Origin of the sequence: Mesorhizobium sp. (assembly GCF_004963255.1) — a bacterium.
Classification (GTDB): Bacteria; Pseudomonadota; Alphaproteobacteria; order Rhizobiales; family Rhizobiaceae; genus Mesorhizobium.
In genome coordinates, this window is record NZ_SUGA01000012.1 from 104488 (window position 1) to 130169 (window position 25682).

At 63.8% G+C, this 25682-nt stretch carries 22 protein-coding genes and 1 pseudogene; 12 read left to right on the top strand and 11 right to left on the bottom strand.

Annotation, left to right across the window (positions count from 1 at the left end; translation table 11 throughout):
- Position 1 precedes the first annotated feature (1 nt).
- The 8 genes and pseudogenes from E5X34_RS15565 to adhP all read left to right on the top strand — a co-directional run bounded on the left by E5X34_RS15565 (position 2) and on the right by adhP (position 9232).
- Positions 2-1102 (top strand): Gfo/Idh/MocA family oxidoreductase, encoded by a 1101-nt coding sequence (locus tag E5X34_RS15565; protein ID WP_292566234.1) that lies wholly within the window; start codon positions 2-4, stop codon positions 1100-1102.
- The gene (locus E5X34_RS15570) at positions 1099-1941 is read left to right on the top strand and encodes an NAD(P)-dependent oxidoreductase (RefSeq protein WP_292566238.1); all 843 of its coding nucleotides are present in this window, start codon (positions 1099-1101) and stop codon (positions 1939-1941) included. Before E5X34_RS15565 ends, E5X34_RS15570 begins: the two co-directional genes overlap by 4 nt.
- 27 nt (positions 1942-1968) lie before the next feature.
- The gene (locus E5X34_RS15575; RefSeq protein ID WP_292566241.1) at positions 1969-2772 is read left to right on the top strand and encodes an SDR family NAD(P)-dependent oxidoreductase; all 804 of its coding nucleotides are present in this window, start codon (positions 1969-1971) and stop codon (positions 2770-2772) included.
- Between the two features lie 263 nt (positions 2773-3035).
- Positions 3036-3215 carry a hypothetical protein gene (locus tag E5X34_RS15580; protein ID WP_292566244.1) on the top strand — a complete coding sequence of 60 codons (180 nt, stop codon included), beginning with the start codon at positions 3036-3038 and terminating at the stop codon, positions 3213-3215.
- On the top strand, positions 3212-4279 hold the full coding sequence (locus tag E5X34_RS15585) for an HlyD family efflux transporter periplasmic adaptor subunit (protein WP_292566246.1): 1068 nt from the start codon (positions 3212-3214) through the stop codon (positions 4277-4279). The genes E5X34_RS15580 and E5X34_RS15585 overlap by 4 nt, the downstream gene beginning before the upstream one ends.
- Positions 4276-7056 (top strand): ribosome-associated ATPase/putative transporter RbbA, encoded by a 2781-nt coding sequence (gene rbbA, locus E5X34_RS15590; RefSeq protein ID WP_292566249.1) that lies wholly within the window; start codon positions 4276-4278, stop codon positions 7054-7056. The genes E5X34_RS15585 and rbbA overlap by 4 nt, the downstream gene beginning before the upstream one ends.
- Positions 7056-8168 (top strand): ABC transporter permease, encoded by a 1113-nt coding sequence (locus tag E5X34_RS15595; protein ID WP_292566252.1) that lies wholly within the window; start codon positions 7056-7058, stop codon positions 8166-8168. Before rbbA ends, E5X34_RS15595 begins: the two co-directional genes overlap by 1 nt.
- Before the next feature lie 28 nt (positions 8169-8196).
- Positions 8197-9232: pseudogene (gene adhP, locus E5X34_RS15600) on the top strand (alcohol dehydrogenase AdhP).
- A 151-nt stretch (positions 9233-9383) separates the two neighbouring features.
- On the opposite strand, the gene ugpC reads toward adhP, so the two are convergent.
- The 5 genes from ugpC to E5X34_RS15625 form a co-directional block, all read right to left on the bottom strand.
- Positions 9384-10460 carry a sn-glycerol-3-phosphate ABC transporter ATP-binding protein UgpC gene (ugpC, locus tag E5X34_RS15605; protein ID WP_292566254.1) on the bottom strand — a complete coding sequence of 359 codons (1077 nt, stop codon included), beginning with the start codon at positions 10458-10460 and terminating at the stop codon, positions 9384-9386.
- A 26-nt stretch (positions 10461-10486) separates the two neighbouring features.
- Complete coding sequence (locus E5X34_RS15610) at positions 10487-11227, bottom strand: ribonuclease activity regulator RraA (RefSeq protein ID WP_189343333.1); 741 nt, start codon at positions 11225-11227, stop codon at positions 10487-10489.
- A 92-nt stretch (positions 11228-11319) separates the two neighbouring features.
- The gene (locus E5X34_RS15615) at positions 11320-12198 is read right to left on the bottom strand and encodes a carbohydrate ABC transporter permease (RefSeq protein WP_292566257.1); all 879 of its coding nucleotides are present in this window, start codon (positions 12196-12198) and stop codon (positions 11320-11322) included.
- Positions 12195-13118: a sugar ABC transporter permease gene (locus E5X34_RS15620; protein WP_292566308.1), complete on the bottom strand. Its 924-nt coding sequence runs from the start codon at positions 13116-13118 to the stop codon at positions 12195-12197. The genes E5X34_RS15615 and E5X34_RS15620 overlap by 4 nt, the downstream gene beginning before the upstream one ends.
- Before the next feature lie 2 nt (positions 13119-13120).
- Positions 13121-14401, bottom strand: coding sequence for a sugar ABC transporter substrate-binding protein (locus E5X34_RS15625; RefSeq protein ID WP_292566260.1), 1281 nt, complete (start codon positions 14399-14401; stop codon positions 13121-13123).
- Between the two features lie 348 nt (positions 14402-14749).
- Between E5X34_RS15625 and E5X34_RS15630 the strand changes: the two genes are divergently transcribed.
- Complete coding sequence (locus tag E5X34_RS15630) at positions 14750-15445, top strand: FCD domain-containing protein (protein ID WP_292566263.1); 696 nt, start codon at positions 14750-14752, stop codon at positions 15443-15445.
- 79 nt (positions 15446-15524) lie between these two features.
- Here E5X34_RS15630 and E5X34_RS15635 read toward each other — a convergent pair whose 3' ends face one another.
- Positions 15525-16511 carry an aldo/keto reductase gene (locus tag E5X34_RS15635; RefSeq protein ID WP_292566266.1) on the bottom strand — a complete coding sequence of 329 codons (987 nt, stop codon included), beginning with the start codon at positions 16509-16511 and terminating at the stop codon, positions 15525-15527.
- 292 nt (positions 16512-16803) lie between these two features.
- Between E5X34_RS15635 and E5X34_RS15640 the strand changes: the two genes are divergently transcribed.
- Both E5X34_RS15640 and E5X34_RS15645 read left to right on the top strand, forming a co-directional pair.
- Complete coding sequence (locus tag E5X34_RS15640; protein WP_292566268.1) at positions 16804-17961, top strand: mandelate racemase/muconate lactonizing enzyme family protein; 1158 nt, start codon at positions 16804-16806, stop codon at positions 17959-17961.
- Between the two features lie 53 nt (positions 17962-18014).
- Complete coding sequence (locus tag E5X34_RS15645) at positions 18015-18899, top strand: NAD(P)-dependent oxidoreductase (protein ID WP_292566271.1); 885 nt, start codon at positions 18015-18017, stop codon at positions 18897-18899.
- 56 nt (positions 18900-18955) lie between these two features.
- Here E5X34_RS15645 and E5X34_RS15650 read toward each other — a convergent pair whose 3' ends face one another.
- From E5X34_RS15650 to E5X34_RS15670, 5 genes are all read right to left on the bottom strand, one after another.
- Positions 18956-20155: a mandelate racemase/muconate lactonizing enzyme family protein gene (locus E5X34_RS15650; protein WP_292566274.1), complete on the bottom strand. Its 1200-nt coding sequence runs from the start codon at positions 20153-20155 to the stop codon at positions 18956-18958.
- A 9-nt stretch (positions 20156-20164) separates the two neighbouring features.
- Positions 20165-20491 (bottom strand): NIPSNAP family protein, encoded by a 327-nt coding sequence (locus E5X34_RS15655; RefSeq protein WP_292566277.1) that lies wholly within the window; start codon positions 20489-20491, stop codon positions 20165-20167.
- A 102-nt stretch (positions 20492-20593) separates the two neighbouring features.
- Positions 20594-21952: a mandelate racemase/muconate lactonizing enzyme family protein gene (locus E5X34_RS15660; RefSeq protein ID WP_292566280.1), complete on the bottom strand. Its 1359-nt coding sequence runs from the start codon at positions 21950-21952 to the stop codon at positions 20594-20596.
- 57 nt (positions 21953-22009) lie between these two features.
- Positions 22010-23176: a mandelate racemase/muconate lactonizing enzyme family protein gene (locus E5X34_RS15665; protein WP_292566282.1), complete on the bottom strand. Its 1167-nt coding sequence runs from the start codon at positions 23174-23176 to the stop codon at positions 22010-22012.
- 48 nt (positions 23177-23224) lie between these two features.
- Positions 23225-23935, bottom strand: a complete 711-nt coding sequence (locus tag E5X34_RS15670; RefSeq protein ID WP_292566285.1) for a GntR family transcriptional regulator — start codon at positions 23933-23935, stop codon at positions 23225-23227.
- A 216-nt stretch (positions 23936-24151) separates the two neighbouring features.
- Here E5X34_RS15670 and E5X34_RS15675 point away from each other — a divergent pair, with 216 nt between their 5' ends.
- Complete coding sequence (locus tag E5X34_RS15675) at positions 24152-25633, top strand: sugar ABC transporter substrate-binding protein (protein ID WP_292566288.1); 1482 nt, start codon at positions 24152-24154, stop codon at positions 25631-25633.
- The last annotated feature ends 49 nt before the right edge of the window (positions 25634-25682 follow it).

The window sequence follows — 25682 nt, forward strand, 5'->3', positions numbered from 1 at the left end:
GATGAGCGCACCCCAAACGCGCCCGCTGGGCATCGGCGTCATCGGTTGCGGGGAAATCGCGCAGCTCATGCATCTGCCGATCATTCACGAATTGCCGCAGCTCAAGATCGCCGCGCTCTGCGACCTGTCGCGAAGCGTGCTCGACGGCCTCGGCGATCACTACGGCGTCGCGGCGCGCTACCGCGACTATCACGACCTGTTTCGCGATCCGGCGGTCGACGCGGTGGTGATATGCACCTTCGACCACGGACCGGTGGTGCGGGCAGCCATCGAGGCGGGCAAGCACTTCATCGTGGAGAAGCCGCTGGCCTTCACGGCGCAGGAGGCGCGCCCGCTGGTGGCCGCGGCCACTGCCAGCGGATTGACAGCCCTGGTCGGCTACATGAAGCTCTATGATCCCGGCTACAGGCTCGCCTTGGAGAAGATCGCGGCGATCGGCCGGCCAAAGATGATCCAGGTGCATGATTTCGCCGGCCGCTTCGACCGCTATCAGCAGCTCTACACCCAGCTGCGCGGCCAGGATGTCGACGCCGCCCTGATCAAGGCCGGTCAGCAGGAGGTGGCCGGTCGCGTCGCGACGATGCTGGGCTGCGGACACACAGCCTATGCCGATCTCTATATGACGCTGCTGATGCTCGGCAGCCATGACCTCGCCGTGCTGCGCGGCGCATTCGGCGTGGCCGAGACCGTATCCTACGCGCAGGCGGTCGGCCCCACCCATCTGATGGCGGTGCTGGGCTTTGCCGATCGCGTGCCGGCGCTGCTGGAAGTCGCGTTCGGGGCGCAATATGAATGGTGGGACGAATGGATGACAGTCCACGGCGAGGCTGACGAGGTGCGCATCGACTTCCAGAACCCGTATGTGCGCAACGCCGCCGCCATCGTGCGCCTGCGCGAAGCCGCGGGCGAAGGCCCGAGCGAGCGCATCCTACCCGGCACGCCGGAGACCGCCTTCCGCCGCCAATGGCAGCATTTCATCGCCTGTGTGCGTGGCGAGGCAATGCCGCTCACGCCGCTTCAGGGCGGGCTTGACGATCTCGAACTTGCCGAACGCATCATCAAGGCGCTCCCGGCAAGAGCGCTCAATGAGGCCGCGGCATGAGCGGCATCCTGGTTACGGGATCGAGCGGCCTGCTCGGCCGCCATGTCGCCGCGGCGCTTGCCGAGGCGGGGCATGACGTCATCGGCCTGGACCTGGCTCCGCCGCCAGGCGGCTCGGCGTGGCGGCATGTGAGCGCGGACGCGACGGATCTCGCAACTGTCTGCGAGTTGGTGAAGGGCTGTCAGGCGCTGGTGCACATCGCCGCCATTCCGCGACCGACCGGGCGGGCGGCGGCGGATGTCTTCCGCATCAACATGGCCGCGATGTATGCTGTAACCGAGGCGGCGCGGCTGATGGGGATAGGCCGCTTCGTCTATGCGTCCTCCTTCAGCGTCCTGGGCTATCCCTTCTTCGAGCAACCTGTCGTGCCGCCCTATCTGCCGGTCGACGAAGGCCACCCCGCCGCGCCACAGGACGTCTACGCGACGACCAAGTGGCTCGGCGAGGAGATGGTCGAGGCCATGGTGCGGCGCGGCGCGTTTTCCGCCGTGAGCCTGCGCATGCCCTGGATCCAGACACCGGAAAGCTTTCAAGCCGCCGTCGGGCCGCGCCGGGAGCAGGCAGATGCCGCCCGCGACCTTTGGGCCTATCTCGACGCGCGGGATGCCGCCTCTGCCTTCGTCGCGGCGGTCGAAAGGCCGGCGGACGCGCATCTGCGCGTCTTTCTGAGCGCGGCCGACAGCTATATGGACGTGCCCAGCGCAACGCTCGCGGCGCAAGCCTATCCGGACGTTCCGATCAGGCGCCCGCTGGATGGCAACGCCGCCTTCATCGACACCTCGGCGGCCAAAGCGGCGCTGGGATTCGAGCCGCGCTTCTCATGGCGCGACTATCGCTGACCGGCATCTGGCTATCGGAGACAAGAGATGCGCTTCAAGGACAAGATCGTTCTGGTGACGGGCGCCGCCGGCGCCATCGGCTCCGCGGCGGTGCGCCGCTTCGTCGAAGAAGGCGCTACAGTCGCCGTCGCCGATCTCGACGGGCCTCGTGCTCAGGCCCTGGCCGCGACCTTTGGCGACCGCGCCGAAGCCTTCGCGGTGGACGTCGCCGAACCCGTGGCGGTGGACGCTATGGTCACGGCGGTGGTTACGCGCTTCGGCCGGATCGATGTGCTGTTCAACAATGCCGGCATTTCCGGAAAGGTCGCGCCGGTCCACGAGCTGAGCACCGAGGACTGGCAACGCATCGTCGGCATCAACCTCAACGGCATGTTCTACGTCCTGCGCGCGACGCTGGCGACCATGATCGCGGGCAAGATCAAGGGATCGGTGGTCAATATGGGCTCGTCCATGGCCGGCTGGGACGTGCTGTCCGGCGGCGCCGGCTATGCCTCGACCAAGCACGGCGTGGTCGGCCTGACCAGGATCGCGGCCCTCGACGCCGCCGCCTATGGCATTCGCGTCAACGCGATTTGCCCCGGCGTCATCGAGACCCGGCTCGGCGTGCCGGCGCAGGACCAGGCAGCCTATGAAGCCGGCATTCGCCGTTTCGCCGACCGCATTCCGCTGCGCCGTATCGGCCAGCCCGAGGATGTCGCCGCCGCCGTGGCCTTCCTGGCTTCGGACGATGCGCGCCACGTCACCGGCGTCGACTGGCTTCTCGACGGCGGACAGACATTGCAGAGCTGGGCGAACGCGCCCGATGCGGACGCTTTCCCGCGATTTGTCTGACGTTGCGGCCGCCGAACAGCTCCGCTCGACTGCCCTCAAGACGGCATCGTCGTCGCCATATTGCATTGGCTTAATGCGAAGGGCGCGGGCTCTGGTTTTGTCGCAATTCCTGACGGAAACCCGCGTCACACTTTTGCTGAAATTGCTCCAGGCCCGACGCTCACAGCGGACCCTTCCCCCATAATTGATGTGGATCAAGGTCGCCGCAGCCGGTCTCTGTTTTGGTCGCGCCAACTTGGCAGCCTGAACGGAGTTCCCCTGACATGGACGGCATTACCTTAAGCGCCGAACAGATCGGCGCCTGGCAGCGGGAGATTGCCTCGGCAAGGATCCTTCCCTTCTCCGCTTCGGGGCCGGTGTCTCCGGCACCGGTTTATGCCGAAGGGTCGTTCCTGACGCCAGCCGAACCGGACGGGTCGCGCAACGCAGGAGGCCGGCTATGAAGGTTTCCCCGCGATGGCTGATCCTCGGCGCCCTGATCGCCATCGGAGCAGGCGGCTACTATGCGTGGCAGCGCTCCAAGGACGGGCAACTGCCGGAAGGCATCGCCAGCGGCAATGGCCGTATCGAGGCGGTCGAAATCGACGTCTCGACGAAGGCGGCGGGGCGGATCAAGGAAATCCTTGTCGGCGAAGGCGATTTCGTCAAGGCCGGCCAGATGCTTGCCCGCATGGACACAGCACAGCTCGAGGCGCAGCGCCGTCAGGCCGAGGCGCAGTTTCAGCGCGCCACCATCGGGGTCGAGACCGCTGGCAGCCTGGTGACGCAGCGCGAGGCTGAAAAGAAGGCGGCCGGCGCTGTCGTCGCGCAGCGCGAAGCCGAGCTCGACGCCGCCGATCGGACCCTGGCGCGCTCGCAGCAGCTTGCGGTCAACAACACCGTCTCCCAGCAGGTCCTGGACAACGACCGCGCGGCCGAGCAGAGCGCGAAAGCCGCCGTCGCCGCCGCGCAGGCCCAGCTCGCCGCCAGTGAAGCAGCCATCAACGCCGCGCGGGCGCAGGTGGTCGATGCCAAGGCCGCGGTCGATGCGGCGCAGGCCGCGATCGAAAGCATCGACGCCGATATCGGCGACGCCACGCTGGCGTCGCCGCGTGACGGGCGCATCCAGTTCCGCGTGGCGGAGCCCGGAGAGGTGCTGGCGGGCGGTGGGCGCGTGCTCAACCTCGTCGACCTCGGCGATGTCTACATGACCTTCTTCCTGTCGACCGCGCAGGCGGGACGTGTCGCGATCGGCTCCGATGTGCGCCTCGTGCTCGACGCGGCGCCGCAATACATCATCCCCGCCAAGGTGACCTTCGTCGCGGACGTCGCGCAGTTCACGCCCAAGACGGTCGAAACGGAGGAGGAGCGCCTGAAACTCATGTTCCGGATCAAGGCGCACATCGCACCGGAGCTGCTCCGCAAATATATCCAGCAGGTGAAGACCGGCCTGCCCGGCGTGGCCTATGTGCGGCTCGATCCCCAGGCCGAATGGCCGGCGAGCCTCAAGGGAAAGCTCGTGCAATGAACGCGCGGCCGGACGCCGGCGCGGCCCTTCCGTCAAGCTACGTGGCACGGCTGGAGAATGTCGGCCACGCTTACGCAAAGGTCAGGGCCCTCGATGCCATAACGCTCGATTTCTCGGCCGGCCGCATGGTTGGCCTGATCGGGCCGGACGGCGTCGGCAAATCCAGCCTGCTTTCCCTGATTGCCGGAGCACGGACGATCCAGCAGGGGCATGTCGAGGTGCTGGGCGGCGACATGGCCGATCTCGGCCACCGGCAGAGCGCCTACCCCAGGATCGCCTATATGCCGCAAGGCCTGGGCAAGAACCTCTATCCGACGCTGTCGGTCTTCGACAACATCGATTTCTTCGGCCGCCTGTTCGGGCATGATCGGCGCGAGCGCGAGCGCCGCATCGGCGAGCTTCTGAAGCGAACGGGGCTGGCGCCTTTCGCCGAGCGGCAGGCCGGCAAGCTTTCGGGCGGCATGAAGCAGAAGCTTGGCCTGTGCTGCGCCCTCATCCACGATCCGGACCTCCTGATCCTGGACGAGCCGACCACCGGCGTCGACCCGTTGTCGCGCCGCCAGTTCTGGGAACTGGTCGGCGAGATCCGCAAGGGTCGCGAGGGCATGAGCGTCATCATCGCCACGGCCTATATGGAAGAGGCCGCGCGCTTCGACTGGCTGGTGGCCATGGACGCGGGCCGCGTGCTCGCCTCCGGAACCCCGGCCGACCTGCTCGAAAGAACCGGCGCGCCCGACCTGGACGCCGCCTTCATAGCCCTTCTCCCGCCGGAGAAGCGGGACAGCCACGAGGCCGTGGTGATCCCTCCGCGGCCCGCCGACGCCGACAGCGAACCTGCCATCGAGGCCGAACACCTCACCATGCACTTCGGCGATTTCACCGCCGTCGACGACGTGAGCTTCCGCATAGGCCGCGGCGAGATCTTCGGTTTCCTCGGATCGAACGGCTGCGGCAAGACGACCACGATGAAGATGCTGACCGGACTGCTTGAGCCGTCCAAGGGCAAGGCACGGCTGTTCGGGCGCGAGATCGACACCCGCGACATCGAGGTGCGTCGGCGCGTCGGCTACATGTCGCAAGGGTTCTCGCTCTACTCCGAGCTGACGGTCCGGCAGAATCTCGAGCTCCATGCCCGTCTCTTCGGCATGACCGATGCGGCGATCCCGCCCCGGGTCGAGGAGGTCGCGCAGCAATTCGGCCTCGCCGCCAATGTCGACACGCTACCCGAAGCGCTCCCGCTCGGCATCCGCCAGCGGCTGTCGCTGGCTGTGGCGATGATCCATTCTCCGGAGATACTGATCCTCGACGAGCCGACCTCCGGCGTCGACCCGGTTGCCCGCGACGGCTTCTGGCGGATTCTTGCCGACCTCTCGCGCAAGCGCAACGTGACGATCTTCGTGTCCACGCACTTCATGAACGAGGCGGAACGCTGCGATCGCATCTCGCTCATGCATGCCGGCAGGGTCCTGGTCAGCGACACGCCTGCCGCGATCGTCAAAAGCCGGTCGGCGGCAACGCTGGAGGAAGCCTTCGTCGGATATCTCGAGGAGGCGACAGGCACGCAGGCAGAAACGCCGAGCGTGGCGGCCGGGACGATGCCGGTCCCGGAAGCGCCGACCAGTCGTCCTGGCAGGCGCGGCACAGGCCGTTCATTCGATTTGCGCCGCATGTTCGCCTACACGCGGCGCGAGGCGCTTGAACTCTTGCGCGATCCGATCCGGGCCACGCTGGCGACCGTCGGCAGCCTCATCCTGATGTTCGTCGTCGGCTACGGCATCAACATGGACGTCGAAAACCTCTCCTTCGCCGTCCTCGATCACGACGACACGACGATCAGCCGGGACTATGTGCTGCAGATCGCCGGCTCGCGCTATTTCACCGAGAAGGCGCCGATCATCGACTATGCCGATCTCGACCGGCGCATGGAGGACGGGGAACTCAGCCTCGCGATCGAAATCCCGCCCGGCTTCGGGCGCGACCTCGCGCGCGGCCGCGACGTCACGATCGGCGCCTGGATCGACGGCGCCATGCCGACACGGGCCGAAACCGTGCAAGGCTATGTTTCGGGAATGCATGCCGGCTGGCTGACGCAGAAGGCGCGTGAACTCTATGGCGACGCCGCCACCGCCAGCGCCTTCCAGCTCGACATCCGCTACCGCTACAATCCCGACGTCCGAAGTCTCGATGCCATCGTTCCGGCGGTTATCCCGATGCTTCTGCTGCTGATCCCGGCGATGCTGGCGGTGCTCAGCGTGGTGCGGGAGAAGGAGCTCGGCTCCATCATCAATTTCTACGTCACGCCCGTCACCCGGCTGGAGTTCCTGATCGGCAAGCAGATTCCCTATGTCGCCCTCGCGATGCTCAACTTCGTGCTGCTGACAGGCTTCGCCGTCTTCCTCTTCGGCGTGCCGCTGACCGGCAGCCTTCCGGCCTTTGCCGCCGCCGCCCTTGTCTATGTCACGGCCACGACGGCAATGGGGCTTTTCCTGTCGACCTTCATGAGCAGCCAGATCGCGGCAATCTTCGGAACCGCGCTGATCACCATGATCCCCGCCACCCAATATTCGGGCATGATCGACCCGGTGTCGTCGCTCCAGGGCGTGGGCGCATTCGTCGGCCGGATCTATCCGACCACCTATTTCGTGACGATCTCGCGCGGCGTCTTTTCCAAGGCGCTCAGTTTTGCCGACCTGTCCGGCGCGTTCGTGCCGCTACTCGTCGCCATTCCGGTGCTGCTCGGCCTTGGAGCGGCGTTCTTGAAAAAACAGGCCCGCTGATGCGCATCGCCAACATATACAATCTCGGCATAAAGGAACTGCGCGGTCTCATGCGGGACCCGATGATGCTCGTGCTGATCGTCTATGCCTTCACCGCCGCCATCTACACCGCCTCGAAGGCGATGCCCGAGACGCTCAATCACGCTCCGATCGCCATCGTCGACGAGGATCAGTCGCCGGTCTCGTCGCGTATCGTCACGGCATTTTATCCGCCTTACTTCACCGCACCGTTGCTCATCTCCCAGCCCGAGATGGACCGTCGGATGGATTCAGGCATGGATACTTTCGCGCTGGATATTCCGCCGAACTTCCAGCGCGATCTGCTGGCCGGCCGCTCGCCGACGGTTCAGCTCAACGTCGACGCCACCCGGATGTCGCAGGCCTTTACCGGCGGAGGCTATATCCAGTCGATCGTTTCCGGAGAAGTGAACGAATTCCTCGACCACTACCGTGCCGAGGCCTCCCTGCCCGTCGACCTCGACCTGCGGGCGCGCTTCAACCCCGAACTCAACAAGGGCTGGTTCGGCGCCATCACCGACGCGATTTCCTCCATCACCATGCTGTCGATCGTGCTCACCGGCGCGGCGCTGATACGCGAGCGCGAGCACGGTACGATCGAGCATCTCCTGGTGATGCCCGTCACCCCGTTCGAGATCATGACGAGCAAGATCTGGTCGATGAGCATCGTTGTGCTTGCAGCATCCGGCCTTGCGCTCGTCTTCGTCATCCAGGGACTGCTGTCGGTCCCCATCAATGGATCGATCACGCTGTTCATGGTGGGCGCGGCGCTCGACATAGTCGCCATGACCTGCCTCGGGATATTCCTTGCCACCGTCGCCGGGTCCATGCCGCAATTCGGCCTGCTGCTGATGATGGTGCTTCTGCCCTTGCAGGTGCTGTCCGGCGGCGTCACGCCGCGCGAGAGCATGCCCCTCCCCATCCAGGCCATCATGTTCGCAGCGCCCAACACGCATTTCGTCATGCTGGCACAGGCGGTGCTGTTCCGCGGTGCGGGCCTCGATGTCGTGTGGCCGCAGCTCGTGGCGCTGCTGGTCATCAGCGCGCTCCTGTTTGCGTTCTCGCTCGGGCGCTTCCGCCAGTTCCTGAAATAGGATCCACTCACAACCCAGGAGTATTCCTATGGCCAAGACTATGAAAGCCGCCGTCGTTCGCCAGTTCGGCAAGCCTCTCGTGATCGAAGAGGTTCCGGTGCCGACGCCCGGAGCCGGCCAGATCCTCGTCAAGATCGCGGCCACCGGCGTGTGCCACACCGATCTGCACGCCGCCGAAGGCGATTGGCCGGTGAAGCCCAAGCCGCCCTTCATTCCCGGACATGAGGGTGTCGGGCACGTCGTGGCGGTTGGATCGAGCGTCAAGCACGTCAAGGAAGGCGATCGCGTCGGCTTGCCCTGGCTCTATACCGCCTGCGGCCACTGCAGACATTGTCTCGGCGGGTGGGAAACGCTTTGCGAGGAGCAGCAGAACACCGGTTATTCGGTGAACGGCAGCTTTGCCGAATACGTCCTTGCCGATCCCGATTATGTCGGCCATCTGCCGGGCAACATATCATTCACGGAGATCGCGCCGATCCTGTGCGCGGGCGTCACCGTCTACAAGGGCCTCAAGGTCACGGACACCAAGCCTGGCGACTGGGTGGTGATCTCGGGTATCGGCGGGCTCGGCCACCTGGCGGTTCAATATGCGAAGGCGATGGGGCTGAACGTCATTGCCGTCGACATCGACGATGCGAAGCTCGACCTCGCCAAACGCCTCGGCGCCGCGCTGGCCGTCAACGCCCGCCAGGCCGATCCCGCCGCCTTCGTCAAGAAGGAGGTCGGCGGCGCCCAGGGGGTTCTTGTCACCGCCGTGTCGCCGAAAGCCTTCGAGCAGGCGCTCGGAAATGGTCGGCCGCGGAGGGACGGTGTCGCTCAACGGTCTGCCGCCAGGCGATTTCCCACTGTCGATCTTCGATACCGTGCTCAACGGCGTGACCGTCCGCGGTTCGATCGTCGGGACACGGCTCGACCTGCAGGAAGCGCTGGACTTTGCGGGGGACGGCAAGGTCAGGGCGACAATCGAGACCGAACAGCTCGAGAGCATCAACGACATCTTCTCCCGCATGCACAGGGGCGACATCCAGGGCCGCATCGTCATTGATTATGAAAAGCAGGCCTGAGGCGCCGCGGCTGCAACCCTCGGAACGCGAGCTCAGCCGGCCCGGTCGGCTGAGCTGGTTCGGCCGCCATTGGTCGCGCGCGATCCGGCCGAGTGCACCCATTCGCGGCCTCGGCCGCTTAAACTCGAGCTCCACGGGCGAGCAGTTCCCCCTACCCTCTGACGAGTTCGTCCCGATTTATCCTCATGCCATTTCGCGCGTCGAACAGGTGGACCTTCGAAACCATCGCCTCCAACCCAACCTCTTGATCGGGCTTGAACGGCGGGCGATCCCGAACTTCGGCCACGAGCTCGACCCCGCTTGTCCTCAACGTCAGTTCCTGAGCCTCTCCTGTCGGCTCCACCACCTGGACGCTTGCCCTCGCATGGTCGCCGCCGACGATGATGTGCTGGGGACGGATCCCGTAAATCACCTCTTGTGCACCGTGGAACTCCAGACCTTTGGGCAATGGCAGGCGAAGGCCCGAACCGGCTTCGAACGCGCCGTTGTCGACGCGACCTTCGATGAGATTCATTTCCGGGGAGCCGATAAAGCCCGCGACGAACAGATTGGCCGGTTTCTCGTAGAGCTCGGAAGGGGTGCCGATCTGTTCGATGCGGCCCTTGTTCAGGACCACGATGCGGTCGGCGAGCGTCATCGCCTCGGTCTGGTCATGTGTGACGTAGATGCTGGTGCGGCCGAGCCGCTGGTGCAGCTTCTTGATCTCGGCACGCATCTTCACGCGCAGCTTGGCGTCGAGATTGCTGAGCGGCTCGTCGAACAGGAAGGCCGAGGGCGCGCGCACGATCGCGCGACCCATCGCGACACGCTGGCGCTGGCCGCCGGACAGCTGACGCGGCATGCGGCCGAGCAGGTCCTGCAGACCGAGGATTTCGGCAGCCGCCTTCACCCTGGAGACGATCTCCTCCCTGGGAACCTTGGCCAGCCGAAGCGCGAAGCTCATATTGTCGGCCACGCTCATATGCGGATAGAGCGCGTAGCTCTGGAACACCATGGCTATGTCGCGCGACTTGGCCGGCATCTCGTCGACGACGCGCCCGCCGATGCGGATCTCACCAGTCGTATGCTCTTCGAGCCCCGCGATGATGCGCAGCAGCGTTGACTTGCCGCAGCCTGACGGACCGACCAGGACCACGAACTCGCCGCTGGCGATTTCGATGTTGACGTCGCGCAGGACTTCCACCGCGCCGAAGCTCTTGCCGAGTTGTTCTATCTCGATTGCGGACACCTATTCTTCTCCCGTACCGGCGCGGCTCATTTGCCCTGGGCCTGCCGCCATGCGCGGTATTCGGCCTCGCCCTCGGGGCTCAACGGATAATATTTCCGCAGGTCTCCGCCTTGCGCGAGCCGCGCGCGCGAAAACTCCTCCCACTCGATATGCGCGCCGGCGAGCTCGACCAGTCTGGGGGCAAGCGCGACCGGCACGACGACCACGCCGTCGTCGTCGGCGACGATGATGTCGCCGGGGATGACCAGCACGTTCGAGCAGGCGATCGGAACGTTGACGGCGAAGGGAACGATGTTGGTCTGGGCATGGAAATTCGGCGTGACGCCTCTTACCCAGATGCCGATATCGAGCGCCGCCGCCTGAGCGGAATCGCGAATGCAGCCGTCGACAACGACGCCGGCGCCGCCACGCCCGGCAAAATAGGTCAGCATCATCTCGCCGAAGATGCCGCTGCCCAGATCGCCGCGGGCGTCGACCACCACCATGTCGCCCGGCTGTGTGGGATAAAGCACGTGGCGGTGCAGTTGCCGCTCCGGCTCCTCATATTCCGTCTCGTTGTACAGATCCTCGCGCTTCGGCATGCATTGGAGCGTGAGCGCCGGCCCCGCCGCCGTGCTGCCGGAACGCAAGGGACGCGGGCCACGGATTTGCGGATCACGAATGCCCATCTTGTGGTAGAGCTCGCTGGCCAGCGTCGCCGAACCGATCGCCGCCAGCGCGTCGACCAGTTCTCGTGGCGGCCGGGAAATGTCCGGTATCGCCGGTATCTGGTCAGCTTGCATTCCGTTCCTCCAATCTGCGCTGTGGCGCAAGCCTCATCGATCGTCACTCAGTTGCGTTCAACCATCGTTCCAGCCGTTCAACCGCGAACCGCACCGGTCGTCAGGCCTTTGACCAGCAGCCCCTGGGCAAACCAGACGAACACCAAAGTCGGGATGACCATGAGCACGCCGGCAGCCGACATGGCGCCCCAGTCGATGCCGTACTGCGAGACGAAATTGGTGAGCCCGACGGGCAGTGTCTGCGCCGCCTTGCTTGAGGTCAGCGTTAGCGCGAGCAGCAGGTCGTTCCAGGTGAAGAGGAAGGTGATCACGGCGCTGGCGCCGATGCCCGGCGCAATCAGCGGCGCGACGATCTGGACCAGCGTGCGCACGGTGCCGGCGCCGTCCGATTGGGCGGCCTCCTCGATCTCCTTCGGCACATCCTGGATGAAGCCCAGAAGCAGCCAGATGGCGACAGGGAGCTTGGCTGCCGTATGGCTGAGGATCAGCGCCCAAATGGTGTCGAGCAGGCCCATGGCGGCGAACACGGCGAAGAGCGGAATCGCGAGCGCGATGACCGGGATCATGCGCATGATCAAAAGCAGCCCGAAGATCAGCATGGCGCCCGGCATCCTGAAGCGCGACAGCGCATAGGCGCAGGGTATCGCCAGCAGATGGACGAGGACGACCGTCGCCACCGAGACGATGACGGTGTTCCAGACATAGCCCATCGTGTCGTACTGGGCGAAGACCGCGACATACTGCGTCAGCGTCGCGGTCTCGGGGATGATGTGCACCGGAACCGAGAAGATGTCGGCCGAGCTGCGGATCGAGGTCAGGAACAGCCACACCAGCGGAAAGACGGTGAGCGCGACGGTCAGGACCAGCGCCAAATACTGACCGGCGATCGCCGCCGTGAACCGGCGGCGCCGGCGCTTTGGCACGGAACGTGCGCCGACGATGACGGCTTCGGTCATATCGCCCTCCGTTTCGCAATGAGCCACGGCACCCCGTAGAGCAGGCCGAGCACGAACAGCGACATGCCCAGCGCGATGTAGGAGACCGCCGCCGCGTGTCCGAAATCCACCGCCTGAAACGCCAGCAGGTAGGAATAGACCGTGAGCAGGTTGGTGGCGCCGCCCGGTCCGCCCTGCGTCATCAGCCAGACGACATCGAAGGTGCGGAACGTGTCGATGATGCGCAGCATCAGCGCGATCATGATCACCGGGCGCATCAGCGGCAGCACGATATGCCAGAAGCGCTGCCATGGCGTGGCGCCGTCCACGGTGGCCGCCTCCAGCGGCTCCTGCGGCAGGGACTGCAGGCCGGCAAGGAACAGGAGAACCATCAACGGCGTGTTCTGCCAGACATCGGCGACGATCACCGAGATGAGCGCCCAGGCCGGATGGGTGAGCCACGGAATGTCAGGCAGGTTGAAGATGCGCAGCAGCGCGTCGACCAGCCCGTACTGGGTGTTGAACAGCCAGCGGAAGTTCAGGCCGACGACGGCGGGCGCGATCATCGGCGGGACCAGAAGCAAGGTGCGTGCAAGGCGCATGCCGCGCAATTTGCCGTTGACGAGCACCGCGATCGCCATGCCGGCCACCACTTCGATCGTGATGGAAACGACGCTGAAAATGGTCTGGTTTCGCAGCGCCTGGTTGAACTGTCGGCCTAACAGCTCGTCGGTGTAGTTTCCCGTTCCGATGAATGGCGCCGAGCCGCTCAGGTCCCAGCGGAAGAAGCTCATGATGAAGGAGTATCCGAGCGGATAGATGAGGATGGCCAGCATGACGAGAAGCGCCGGGCTGGCCAACAGGTATCCTCTCTGCCAGGTGTAGGGCAGCGGCGAACGTCGCCGGCGCCCTGTCACCGGAGCCTGCGCAATGGGCGCCATGCTCAATCGTAAGCTCCGGCCCTGCGCATGGTCTCTTCCGCTTCCTTCGCCGCCTGATTAAGCGAGTCGGCGGGGGAAGCCTGGTCGGACAGGGCTTGCTCGATGGCCGAGAACATCAAGGTGCAGACCTTCGAGAAGCCGGCAAGCTTCGGCCATTCCTTGCCGTTGGCGATCGTCGTCTCCAGCTGCTGCAGCCAAGTCGCCTGCGGGCCCTTGGCCGCGGCGATCACTTCCTTGGCCAGGCTCTGGCTGCTCGGGAAGTTGGTGAACTGGTCGAACTGCAGCCGCTGGGCGTCGGTGCTGACCGTGTATTTAATGAACTCGACGGCGGCTTCCTTGCGGCCGGATTGGCCATTGAGCGCCATGGCATGGGAGATGGCGCATGAGATCGCCGCCTTGTCCCGCACATAGGGCGCCGTCGACCATTTGCCGACGACGCGCGAGGTTTCCGGATTGGACAGAGTGGCGAAGGCGCCCGGCCAATCGAAAGTGGCATAGACCGTGCCGGACGAGAATTCGGTCGAGTTCTCGTTCCATTGATAGCCGACGGCGTCGGGCGGGACGATTTTGTGCTTCTGGATCAGATCGCGATAGAAGGTGAGCGCCTTGATGCCGGCTTCGGAATTGAAGGCCGGCTTGTTGGCCTGGTCGACCCAGTCGCCGCCAGCCTGCCAGAGCAGGTCGCTGAAGGTGCGCTGGGCAGGGTCGCCCTGCCCCGGCACGACAAGGCCATAGTGACCGTTGCCGGTGAGTTTCAGGCCGACATCGACGAGTTCTTCCCACGTCTCGGCCGGCTTCAGGCCTTTCTCCTGGTAGATGTCGCTGCGGTAATACTGAACGCGCGCATCCATGTTGCGCGGAATCGCGGCCAGATTTCCGGTCTTGGGATCGCGCAAATATTTGACCGCGACGGGATAGAAGTCCGCCAGCTCGGCGTCACTGAAATAGCTGTTCAGCGGCGCGAAATGGTTGAAGTAGGAATCGATCTGCGCCGTGTGGGTGCTGTAGACATCGTACTGGCTCGACCGCGCCGCGCTCAAAGTGACCACCTTCGCCGTCAAGGGCGTGAATTCCAGGAGGTCATAGCGAACCTTGATGCCGGTCTTGGCGGTGAAGTCCTGAACGATCTTCTCCCAATATTTGGGATAGAGCGGGCCGCCCGTGATCAGCAATGCGGTGATCTCTTTAGCGTCCGCCCTGGCAACCCACGGCGCGGCAAGCGAGCCGGCCGTCACCGCCGCGCTCGCGGCCAGGAATTTGCGTCTCGATAAGTTTCCGGACATCACAATCTCCTCCTGGTTTGATTGGTCGGTCCATCCAGGGACGGCCGACGACTTTCAGCCTCGGCAGCCAGCGGCGTGCTCCTCCCGCCGCCAGACTGCGTGGATTGGTTCCCGAACGACGCTTGCGAGCCTCCGGGCGATCGGCACTTGCGCTCCAACACGCCTCGCTCAGTTGCGAGGCGTATCGATCGTGATCTCGACACCGGCGGCAACGGGGAACGGCGGCTCAACACCGCCTCGATCCCTTTCCGCAGGCCGTGTTATAGGCTAGTGAGCATTTTTATGAGATAAGTTGACTGCATATCTAGCTATCAGCCTATAAGCTTATCAGACAAGTGGATGTTAGTGATGGATACCGTTGAGGTCAAGCTTCAAACTTTGCCCAAGCAGGTGGCTGGTGTGCTGGCGCGGCGCATCGCCGGCAGCGGTGTCGCCGGCGCCCAGGGGCCGTCGGAACAGCAGATCCTGCAGGAATTCGGAGTCTCGCGTGCGGTCGCGCGGGAGGCGCTGAAGATCCTGGCGTCGCTCGATATGATCGAGATCGCTCAAGGGCGGCGCGTGGTGCTGCGTCCAGCTGAGGAGTGGGACTATCTCAGCCCACTGCTCATCGACTGGCTGCCGCATGAGCAGATGCGCGAGATTCTGGCCGAAGCGCATGCGACCCGGATCATCATCGAACCGGCCATCGCCGCCATCGCGGCCAAGCACATGACCAAGGAAAATCTCGAACGCCTTGGCACTTTGCTGGCGGCGATGTCGGCCAGCGAGAACAATCCGGACGCCTATCTGAAGCTCGACCTCGATTTCCACATGGAGATTTGCCGGGCGGCGCAGAACAGGATTCTCGACCGTTTCATGTATTCGTCCCGGTGGTGGCAGATGGCGAGCAGGCGCATCAGCAACCAGATGCCTCATGCGCTGCCCTCCGCAACCGAAATGCACAGGGCGATCTACGAGGCGCTCGTGGCGCGCGACGAAAAGCGGGCCGAGGAAGCGATGCGCCGGCACCTCAAGAAAACCACCGCGGTCGGCCTGCCGCGCTGAAGAAGCGGCGCAGCCAGCATTTGCGCTGGCCGCGCCGCAGCGTGCCGGGAGGACACGTGAGCAATCCCGCAGAAGTGAACTAGGCTCTCTTCGCTCGTTGTTCCTGGCGCTGGCGTGCGCGGAAACCGAACATGTCGCCCTTGTCCTTGATTTCCGCCCAGATGGGCGCGGTAATCCTGTCGATGGCGGCGATGTCCGCGTCCGAAATCGTCCAGCCGGCGCTCTCGACGTTCTCCTCCAGCTCCTTGACGGTGCGGGCGCCGACCAGCGGCGAGCTGACGCCTGGCCTGCTGGTGAGCCACTGTATCGCAAGCTGCGGAACCGTCTTGCCGTAGCGCGCCGCGATCGGCTTAAGCAGATCGACGGCATTCACCGCCCGCTCGTAGGTGCCCGGCTGGAACAGCACCGTCGTGCGCCGCTCATCGCCCTCGACGAACTTGGTGTCCGTTGACAGCGTTCCGGTGAGCAGTCCTTGGGCGAGACCGCTGTATGGCATGACGCCGATATTGTGCTCGCGGCAATAGGGCAGCGTCTCGGCCTCGACCTCGCGCCACAGCATGTTGTAGGGCGGCTGCAGCACGTCGATGACGCCGTGCTGACGGGCGCTGTCCATGTCGGCGATGCTGAAATTCGAGACGCCGACCGCCTTGATCCGCCCCGACGCGCGCAGCCGCTCCATCATCTCCATGGTCGGGCCGATCGGAAAATCCGAATTCGGCCAGTGGACGAAATAGACGTCGACATGGTCCGTCTGCATGCGCTTCAGCGAACCGTCGAGCGCCGCCTCGATCGCGGCGGGTTCGAGATGATTGGGCGCGACCTTGGTCGCGATCACGGCCTTGTCGCGGCGGCCGGCCAGCGCCTGTCCGACGACTTCCTCGGCATGGCCGTGTCCATAGGCTTCGGCCGTGTCGATCAGCGTGATGCCGAGATCAAGCGCGCGTCTGATCACCCGGATCGACTCTTCGTCGTCAGCCGCGCCCCAAAACGCGCCGGACATCCCCCAAGTCCCGAGCCCGATTTCCGATACCTTCACCGGCGACGATCCGAGCTGTCGCTGTTGCATCCTGTTCCTCCCGATTGACGACACGCATGAGCCATAGCTCTGCGGTCACCCAATTTATACGCTTATATACTCGTCTAACAAGTGTGAAGTTTGAGTTTCTGGATTCTTGGGCCACGCCTCTGAATTTCCCAAGCAAAACAATGACAAGCAGCGCCTCGAAATGTCCGCCCATGCAAAATCCACAGAAGGGGGTTTACGGCACATTGTCCGTTCTTGTATGCTTATTAGACAAGTTTTCCATAGGCAGAATTCTGCGCTTGTAAGCGCGCGCCATCACGGGGAGAGGGATCCGATGAAGATCGTGGACATCAAAACGGCGGTCGTCGCCTATCACGGCAAGGCGACCCTCATCCGGATCGATACGGACGCCGGCATCTCCGGCTATGGCGAAGCCAACCCCGATGCGGGCGCGGCCGCGATCGTCGGGCTGATCTCGGAGCTGAAATCCGAACTGATCGGCCAGGATCCGCGCAATGTCGAATATTGCTGGGACAAGATCCGCCGCGATCATGTCTTCTCCGGCGCGCAGGCCGGCATCTTTCTCATCGCCCTCACCGGGCTCGAAATGGCGCTGTGGGACGTGGCGGCGAAAGCCGCCGGCCAGCCGCTTTACCGTATGTTCGGCGGCAAGTTCCGCGACCGCATTAGGCTCTATGCCGATTGCGGCGACGGCGACGATGAATCGGGATCGCCGCAGGGATGCGCGGCTCGCGCCCGCCGCATGGTTGCGGAAGGTTTCACGGCGCTGAAATTCGACATCGATAATCTGCGCCACCCGGGCAAGTTCGATGCGGTGAACCACACCATCAACGGCGCCGAGCTGCGCTTCATGATCGAGCGCGTTGCAGCGGTGCGCGAAGCGGCCGGCCCCGACATCGATCTCTGCATCGACCTGCATGCGCGCTATGATGTGCTCAGCGCGAGCCGCATCGCGGCCGAGATGGAGCGCTTCAATCTTCTGTGGCTCGAAGAGCCGATCCCGGCGGAAAATGTCGAGGCCCTGAAGCAGATCCGCATGCGGACCAAGACGCCGATCTGCGTCGGCGAAAACCTCTATCTGCGCTGGGGCTTTCGCGAGCTGTTCCAGAACTACGGCGCCGACGTCGTCATGCCCGACGTGCCGAAATGCGGTGGCCTTGCCGAAAGCCGCAAGATCGCGAACCTCGCCGAGATGTATTACGTGCCCTTCGCGCCGCATCTGGTGTCGACGCCGCTGGGCACGATGGCGACCTGCCATGTCTGCGCCAGCGTCCCGAACTTCCTGGTGCTGGAATGGCACGCGCTGGAGGAACGCGACGCCTGGGACAGCTATGTCCGCTTGCCGAACGGCGCCAAGTCCATCGTCGAAGACGGCCACATCGCGGTGCCTGACGTGCCAGGCATCGGCGTCGAGCTCAACATGGAGGGCGTCCACAAACATGCCGTGCCCGGCTTCGGCATATTTGAATAGCGCGCGACCGGCCGGCTCGCTGCTCGATCAAACAAATTCGCTCGGAGGAAGCCATGGGCAAGCGGATCGTCTTCACCGGCGGCAGCGGCAAGATCGGCCGTCACGTCATACCTTACCTGCTCAAGCGCGGGCATGAGGTCCTCAACCTCGACCTGACGCCGCTGGACGTGCCGGGCGTCGACACTGTCATCACCAACCTTGCGGACGCGGGCGAGGCCTACAATGCGCTGACGCTGCATTTCGGGTTCAGTGAGTATTTTGGCGGCAAGGGCCGCGCCCCGGTCGATGCAGTCATCCATTTCGCGGCGCTGCCACGAATATTCCTGCGGCCGGACAACGCCATGTTCGCCGCCAATGTGCAGTCGACCTACAATGTGATCGAGGCCGCCACCAAGCTCGGCATCCGCAAGATCGTCACGGCCTCCAGCGAGACGGTCTACGGCATCTGTTTTGCCGAAGGCGAACGCGACTTCTCATCCTTCCCAGTGGATGAGGATTACGACGCCGATCCGACCGACAGCTACGGCCTTTCCAAATTGCTGGGCGAGAAGATCGCGCGCTCTTTCGCCTCCCGCACAGGAGCCGACATCTATGCGCTGCGGATCGGCGGCGTCGTGGAACCGAAGGACTATGCCCGCTTTCCGGAATTCCTGGCCAATCCGTCGAAGCGGAGGCGCGACGCCTGGACCTACATGGACGCGCGCGATCTTGGCCAGATCGTCGACCTGTGCGTCGAGAAGGACGGCCTGGGCTTCCAGATATTCAACGCCGTCAACGACAACATCGTGTCTGAATTACCGACGGCGGAGTTTCTCAGGAAGCATGCGCCCGACATACCGGTCACCCGCGCCATGGACGCATTCGAGGGACCGATCTCGAACCGGAAGCTGCGCGACGTCCTCGGGTTCCGGCAAGAGCATGACTGGCGGACACAGTGAGCTGATCCTTAAGGGTCAGCTCACTGCCTGTCGCTCAAATGCGAGCGGCGACAAGGTTAGTCGAAGAAGCCCGCATCCTCTTCCTTGAGGTATTTTCTCGCCGCCTCGGCGTCGATGTCGAGGCCGAGCCCCGGCGCCTCCAGCAGGTCCACCATGCTGTCCTTCACGATCTGTTTCGGCAGGCCGATCACCAGATCCTCCCACCACGGGTCGGAGGCGCTCGGATATTCGAAGGCGATGTAGTTCGCGGGCAAGGTGGCGCAGACATTGATCAGCGCACCAAGGCCGAGCAGGCCGTTCGCGGTGCCGTGCGGCGCCATCAGGATCGAGTGCATGTAGGCGTGCTCGGCGACCCATTTGAGTTCGGCAATGCCGCCGATGTCGGCCGGATCGGGACCGATGACCCGCACCGCCTGCGTCTCGATCAGCTCCTTGAAATTGTGCCGCAGGTAGATCTGTTCGCCGGTGTGGATCGGCGTCGAGGTGGAGGTGGTCAGCTCGCGATAGGCCTGCGGATTGACCCAGGGCACATAGTCGCCGGTGAGCATGTCCTCGAGCCACATCAGATTGTACTGCTCGACGGCGCGGGCGAATTTGATCGCGTCGGGCAACATCCAGCCCGGCCCGCAGTCGAGCGCCAGGCTGACCTTGTCGCCCAGCACTTCCTTCATCGCCGCCACGCAGTCGAGCATGTGATTGAAACCGCGCTCGCTGATCACGCCCTGATCCATGGCTCCGTGATAGCCGGCCTTCTTCTGCGTCACGCCGTAATGGAAACCCTCGATGGAGTCCTTCATGTTGGAGTGGAACGAGATTCCCTGCTTGACCATGAAGAAGTTCTGCGGCTGCTCCATCATCCATTTGACGTCGGCGGCGTAATCCTCCGGCCGGTCACCCGTACGCTTGCGGCGGATCGAGCCGTTATAGACGCGCACCTTGTCGCGCACCTTGCCGCCAAGCAGCTTGTAGACCGGCACGCCCGCGGCCTTGCCGGCAATGTCCCACAGCGCGTGCTCGATAGCGCTCACTGCCGCGCCATAGGGTTTGAACGAGCCGCGCTGGCGGATCTTCAGCATCACGCGCTCGACATCGGTCGGGTCCTCCCCGATCAGCGCCTCGCGGAAATGCAGCACGAAGGGTTTCAGGTAGGTCTTTGTGTATTCGACTTCGCCAAGCCCATAGAGCCCCTCGTCGGTCACGACGCGGACGATCGGGTGCTTGCCGATGACAGCGCAGCGCAGGTCGGTGATCTTCATGGCGCAGTCCTATTTCACAGACGAGAAAGCTGTCGGCGTGAGCAGCTGGCTGCTGATATTGGCAACGATCTGCCCGTCGCGCTCAGATTCGTCCCGGGCCCTGTGCCATGCCGGATCGGTGACGAAAGCCGTCCATTTCGCCTCACGCTCGGCCAGCGACTCCCAGGCCAGGAAATAGGTGAGGCGATTGTTGTTTTCACCGATCACGGTGGTGAAAAACCCGGCTTGGCGGATGCCATGCCTCTCCCAGATGGCCAGCGTCTGCTCGGAAAAGCGCTTGAGCAAAGCCGGCAGCCGGCCCGGCAGGCAGTCATAGATGCGCAATTCGTAGATCATGGTTTCGTCCGTTTCTCTCTTCGCCTCTCCCGTGGGAGAGGTCGACACGAATGGTCGGTCCGTGGCTCTGTGACCTTGGGGATGAGGGCAAGGGCGTCCGGGCTAACTCCAGGTCCGGTCCCAGCTATGTTCATTGTCCCAATGCTCGGTGGATTGCCATATCCCTGTGACACCGGGCTGCAGATGCTGAGAGATCACTTCGTCGACGACGTCGTCGATCCCGAGACCCGGCTTGTCCGGAATGGTGATGAAGCCGTCCTTGACGAGCGGCTTGGGAAGACCCGTGACGATGTCATCCCACCAGTCGACATCGGCGGAGTGGTATTCGAGCGCCATGAAGTTTTCGGTCGCGGTCGCGACATGCGCCGCGGCCATCGCCGCAATTGGGCTTTCGGCCATGTGGATCGCCATGGCGACGCCGTGATCCTGCGCCATGTCGCCGATCTTCTTGGTCTCGAGGATGCCGCCGCTGGTGAGCAGGTCCGGATGGATAACGGAGAGGCCGCCGCTCCTCAGCAGCGGCTCGAAGCCCTCCTTGAGATAAATATCCTCGCCGGTGCAGATCGGCACCGACGTCGCCTGCTGCAATTGCCGGTACTGTTCGGTGTACTGCCAGGGGATCACGTCCTCGAGCCATGCCGGCACGTATTTCTCGATACGGCGCGACAGGCGGATGCCGTCCTGCAGCGAGATGTGGCCGACATGATCGATGGCTAGCGGAATCTCGTAGCCGATGACCTCGCGGACCTCGTGGATATATTGCTCCAGCAGGTCTATGCCCTTTTCGGTGAAATGCAGGCCTGTGAACGGGTGCTGCACGTTCTGCGCATCATAGGCGAGATTGCGGGCCTTGCGCTCATCGAGCGTACCGCCGCGGCCGCGCGGATTGGCGCGGACCCCTTCGAGCGCGCCGGCGGGCGCTGTCACGGCGCCCGGAATGTGGGCGATCTGCATCAGGCCCAGATCCATCTTGAGGAAGGTGAAGCCGCGCTCCATGCGCGCCTTCAGGCGCTTGCCGGTCTCGGTGCCGCTGGGCTTCTCGGCGTCCGTATCGCAATAGACGCGCACCTGGTCGCGAAACTTGCCGCCGAGCATCTGGTAGATTGGCACGCCATAGGCCTTGCCGGCGAGATCCCAGAGCGCAATCTCGACCGCCGAGACGCCGCCGCCCTGCCGCCCATGACCGCCGAACTGTTTGATACGGCGGAACAGGCGGTCGATGTCGCAGGGGTTCTCGCCGAGCAGCCGGCTCTTCAGCATCAGCGCAAAGGTGGCGCTGGCGCCGTCGCGCACCTCGCCGAGCCCGACAATGCCCTGGTTGGTGTAGATCTTGAGCAGCGTCGAGGTGAAGGGCGCGCCGACGATCTCGGCCACCCGCATGTCGGTAATGCGCAGGTTGGACGGCCTGGAATTCGTGTTGATGCGATTGAGAGCCTCATCGGCTCCATCCGTCTTTGGCATGATTTGTCCTCGTTCCGCTGGGAGTGGCCCCGCCCGCCGGGCCTGCTTTAAGCAGTGCTAGCCCAGCTCGATCTCGTGGGCCTGCAGGTAGTCGCGGTTCATCTCGACACCGAGACCCGGCTTCGACGTCAGCTTGAGGTTGCCGTTCGACACCTCGAGCGGCTTGTCGATGAGGTGATCGTATTTGGAGAGGTCCCACTCCGAGGTTTCAAGCTTGTAGAAGTTGGGCACGGTCATCATCACCTGCGCTCCCGCGACCACGTTGATCGGACCCGCGGCGTCATGCGGCGAGACCGGGATGTAATAGGCCTCGCAAAGGGCGGAAATCTTCTTGAGCTCGGTGATGCCGCCGGTCCAGGTGACGTCGGGCATGATGTAGTCGGCGAGCTTGTTCTCGAGCACCGGCACGAAATCCCATTTCGTGTGGCCGCGCTCGCCCCATGAGATGGGCGCACTGACCTTGTCGCGCACCTGCTTGAGCGCATTGAGGCTCTCGGGCGGGCAGGGCTCCTCGAACCAGTCGATCTGGCCGGCTTCCTCGAGGCTGCGGCAGAGGCGGATGGCGGTGGGAACGTCAAAGCGGCCATGCGCGTCGATAAGGATGTCGACATCGGGCCCCGCCGTCTCGCGGATAAGCGCTGTCAGTTCGGCGGCTTCGCGCTCGTCCTTGCGGGTCATGCCGCCGTCGAGATAGCCGTCCCGTCTTTCGCGGGCGATGCCATCGACGCTAGGCCCTTGGTGCGGGAACGGATCGAATTTGAGCCCGGTGTGACCGGATTCCACGATGTCGCGAATTTCGCGGACCACCGCTTCCTTGCTGGTGAATTTGGCCTGGTTGGGATGGGTGTAAAGCGCGATTTCATCGCGCACCGGCCCGCCCAGCAGCTCATAGATCGGCTTGCCGAGGACTTTGCCGCGGATGTCCCAGAGCGCGATGTCGATGGCGCTCACGCATTCCACGGCGGCGCCGCGGCTGCCCATATAGGTGAAGCTGCGGAAGATCTTGTGCCACAGATGTTCGATGCGCGCCGGGTCCTCGCCTGCAACGGCAAGCCCGATCTGGCGCAGGATCGTGCAGAGCGCGCGGTTGGCGAGCTTCGTCGTGGTGGTGATCTCGCCCCACCCGCTGACCCCTTCGTCGGTCGTCACTTCGACGAACAGGTACTCTCCCCAGTAGGAAGCGCCGGACTTGATCAGCCATGGCCGAATGCTCGTGATTTTCATCTGGACTATCCTCCCTGAAATGGCCCGGCTGACGATGTTGCGGATCCGCTACCCTGCCCGGGCGGCGCTGCGCGCGCGCATGTGTTCGAGGACATGCCGGCCGGAGCCCTCGACATGGCGGGCAATGAGTTCGGCCGCCTTGTCGGCCTCTCCCGATTTCACGAGCGCGATGAGCTCGCGGTGCTCGCGGATGATCGCGGCGCGCCGGGCAAGCGTGAAATTGAAACGCCGGCTGACCGCCCGAAGCACCTCGCGGTGCTTCCACCAGAGCTCGGCGGCATGGCGGTTGTAGTGCCGCTGGTACATCACGGTGTGGAACGCGGTATCCAGCTCGCTGTGCCTGAACGTGTCGGCGAAGTTGTTCTCTTCGATCAGGCTCTGGAGACGTTCGAGCTCGGCGATGTCCTCCTCGGTCGCCATTCCCACGAACCAGCGGGTCAGGGCGGGCTCGATGAGAACGCCGATCTCGTAGATATCTCGGACGAAGTCCTGATCTATGGGCCGGACGCGCGCGCCCCGGTTGGGAACGAAGGTGACGAAGCCCTCGCCGCGCAACAATTGCAGCGCCTCGCGCACGGGATTGGTCGAGGTGCCATGACGGCGGGCGAGATCGGTGACCACGAGCCGCTCGTTGGCGGCCAGCCGTCCCTCGATGATGTCTTCCCTTATCTGCTCGTAAAGCGAGGCGCCCTCGCTTGATGCCCCGAGAGCGTCAATCCCCTCGGGTGGTTCTGCTTTGAAATCGCTCGTTTCCGCCAAGGCCATCCCCCATAGTCACTACACGATCCGATCGATATCACGCACATCTTCGACAAACAATGTACGATTTGTTGCGTTGACAGCTATTCTGCGATCTGAAAACGTATGAAGTGATCGAAGGGATACATTAGGGCGGAGAAATATCCCCGCGATCGAAACGACGAAGGACCGCTTGCCTAGGCGCAGAGCGGCGTAGGAGAACCTGGGAGGAGACCTATGAGGAGGATCACAGTCGGCGGTGCCGTGCTGCGCGGCGCTGTTTCCACTGCATTGACGATATCGCTGATGTCGGGCTCGGCTCTTGCCGCGCCGCCGGTCGACCTGAGCAAGTGGTCGCCGGAATATGTGCGTTCGATTGCCGGCACGCAGGATTTCGACACCGCCGGCGATTGCGCCAAGGTCACCCCGCTCGACTACAAGGGGCGACTGACTTTCTGGTATCAGGGCGTGTTCGAGGGCGACCCCGATCTGCTGCGCCAGTACTACAAGGACTTCTTCGCGACCTTCCGCAAGACCTACCCGAACATCCAACTCGAGGAACAGGCCCTCACCTACAACGACCTGCTCGACAAGTTCCGCACGGCGCTCCTTGGCAATGCCGCTCCGATGGCGGTCCGCCTGCAAATCCTGGGCGGAACCGAGTTCGCCTCGAAGGGCTATCTGCAGCCGCTGAAACCCGAGGACGTCGGCTATTCGACCGAGGATTTCTGGCCCGGCGCCATGAAAGCCGTGACCTGGGACGGCGTGACCTACGGCATTCCGACCAACAACGAGACGATGGCGTTCATCTGGAACGCCGACATCTTCAAGCGCGCGGGTCTCGATCCGAACAAGCCGCCGGCAACCTGGGACGACGTCGTCAAATACTCGAAGCAGATCCACGACAAGCTAGGCATTGCCGGCTACGGCCTCGTGGCGCGCAAGAATGCCGGCAACACGCCCTACCGCTTCATGCCGCAGCTATGGGCCTATGGCGGCGGCGTGTTCGACGAAGCGGCACCCAGCCCAACCTACAAGGAAGTCCTGCTCAACAGCCCGCAGAGCAAGGCGGCGCTGCAGGCTTCCTACGACATGTATGTCCGCGACAAATCGGTTCCGGTTTCGGCGCTCACCAACCAGCAGGCCGACAACCAGCCGCTGTTCCTGGCCGGTCAGCTCGGCATGATGATCTCGCATCCGTCCGACTACAATGTCATGCTCGACCTGCAAAAAAAGGCGACGGGCACCGACAAGGACAAGGCGCAGACCGTCATCGACAACATGCGCTACGGCCTCATTCCGACCGGTCCCGACGGCAAGCGCGCCGTCGTCTTCGGCGGCTCGAACATTCACATCCTGAAGCCCGAATATGTCGAGGGCGGCAAGGTGGACGAGCCGGCGGCAAAGGCCATCATCTGCATGTGGACGAGCCCCGAATGGTCACTGAAGATGGCTTACGCCGGCTCGAACCCCGGCAACCTCAACGGCTTCAAGACCAAATGGATGAAGGAGCGTCTGGACAGCATCAAGTTCCTCGATGTCACGACGTCGATGCTGCCATACGGCATCCCCTTCCCGGCCCTGCCGCAATCGCCCGAGATCATGAACATCATCGTCCCGGACATGCTGCAGAATGCCCTGACCGGAGCGATGACCGTCGACCAGGCGGCGGATGACGCGGCCAAGAAGGTCAAGGATCTAATGGGCGGCGGTCTTTAAGCAAAGCCCGACCTGCGATCTCACCGGCTGCGCCGACAACGCAGCCGCT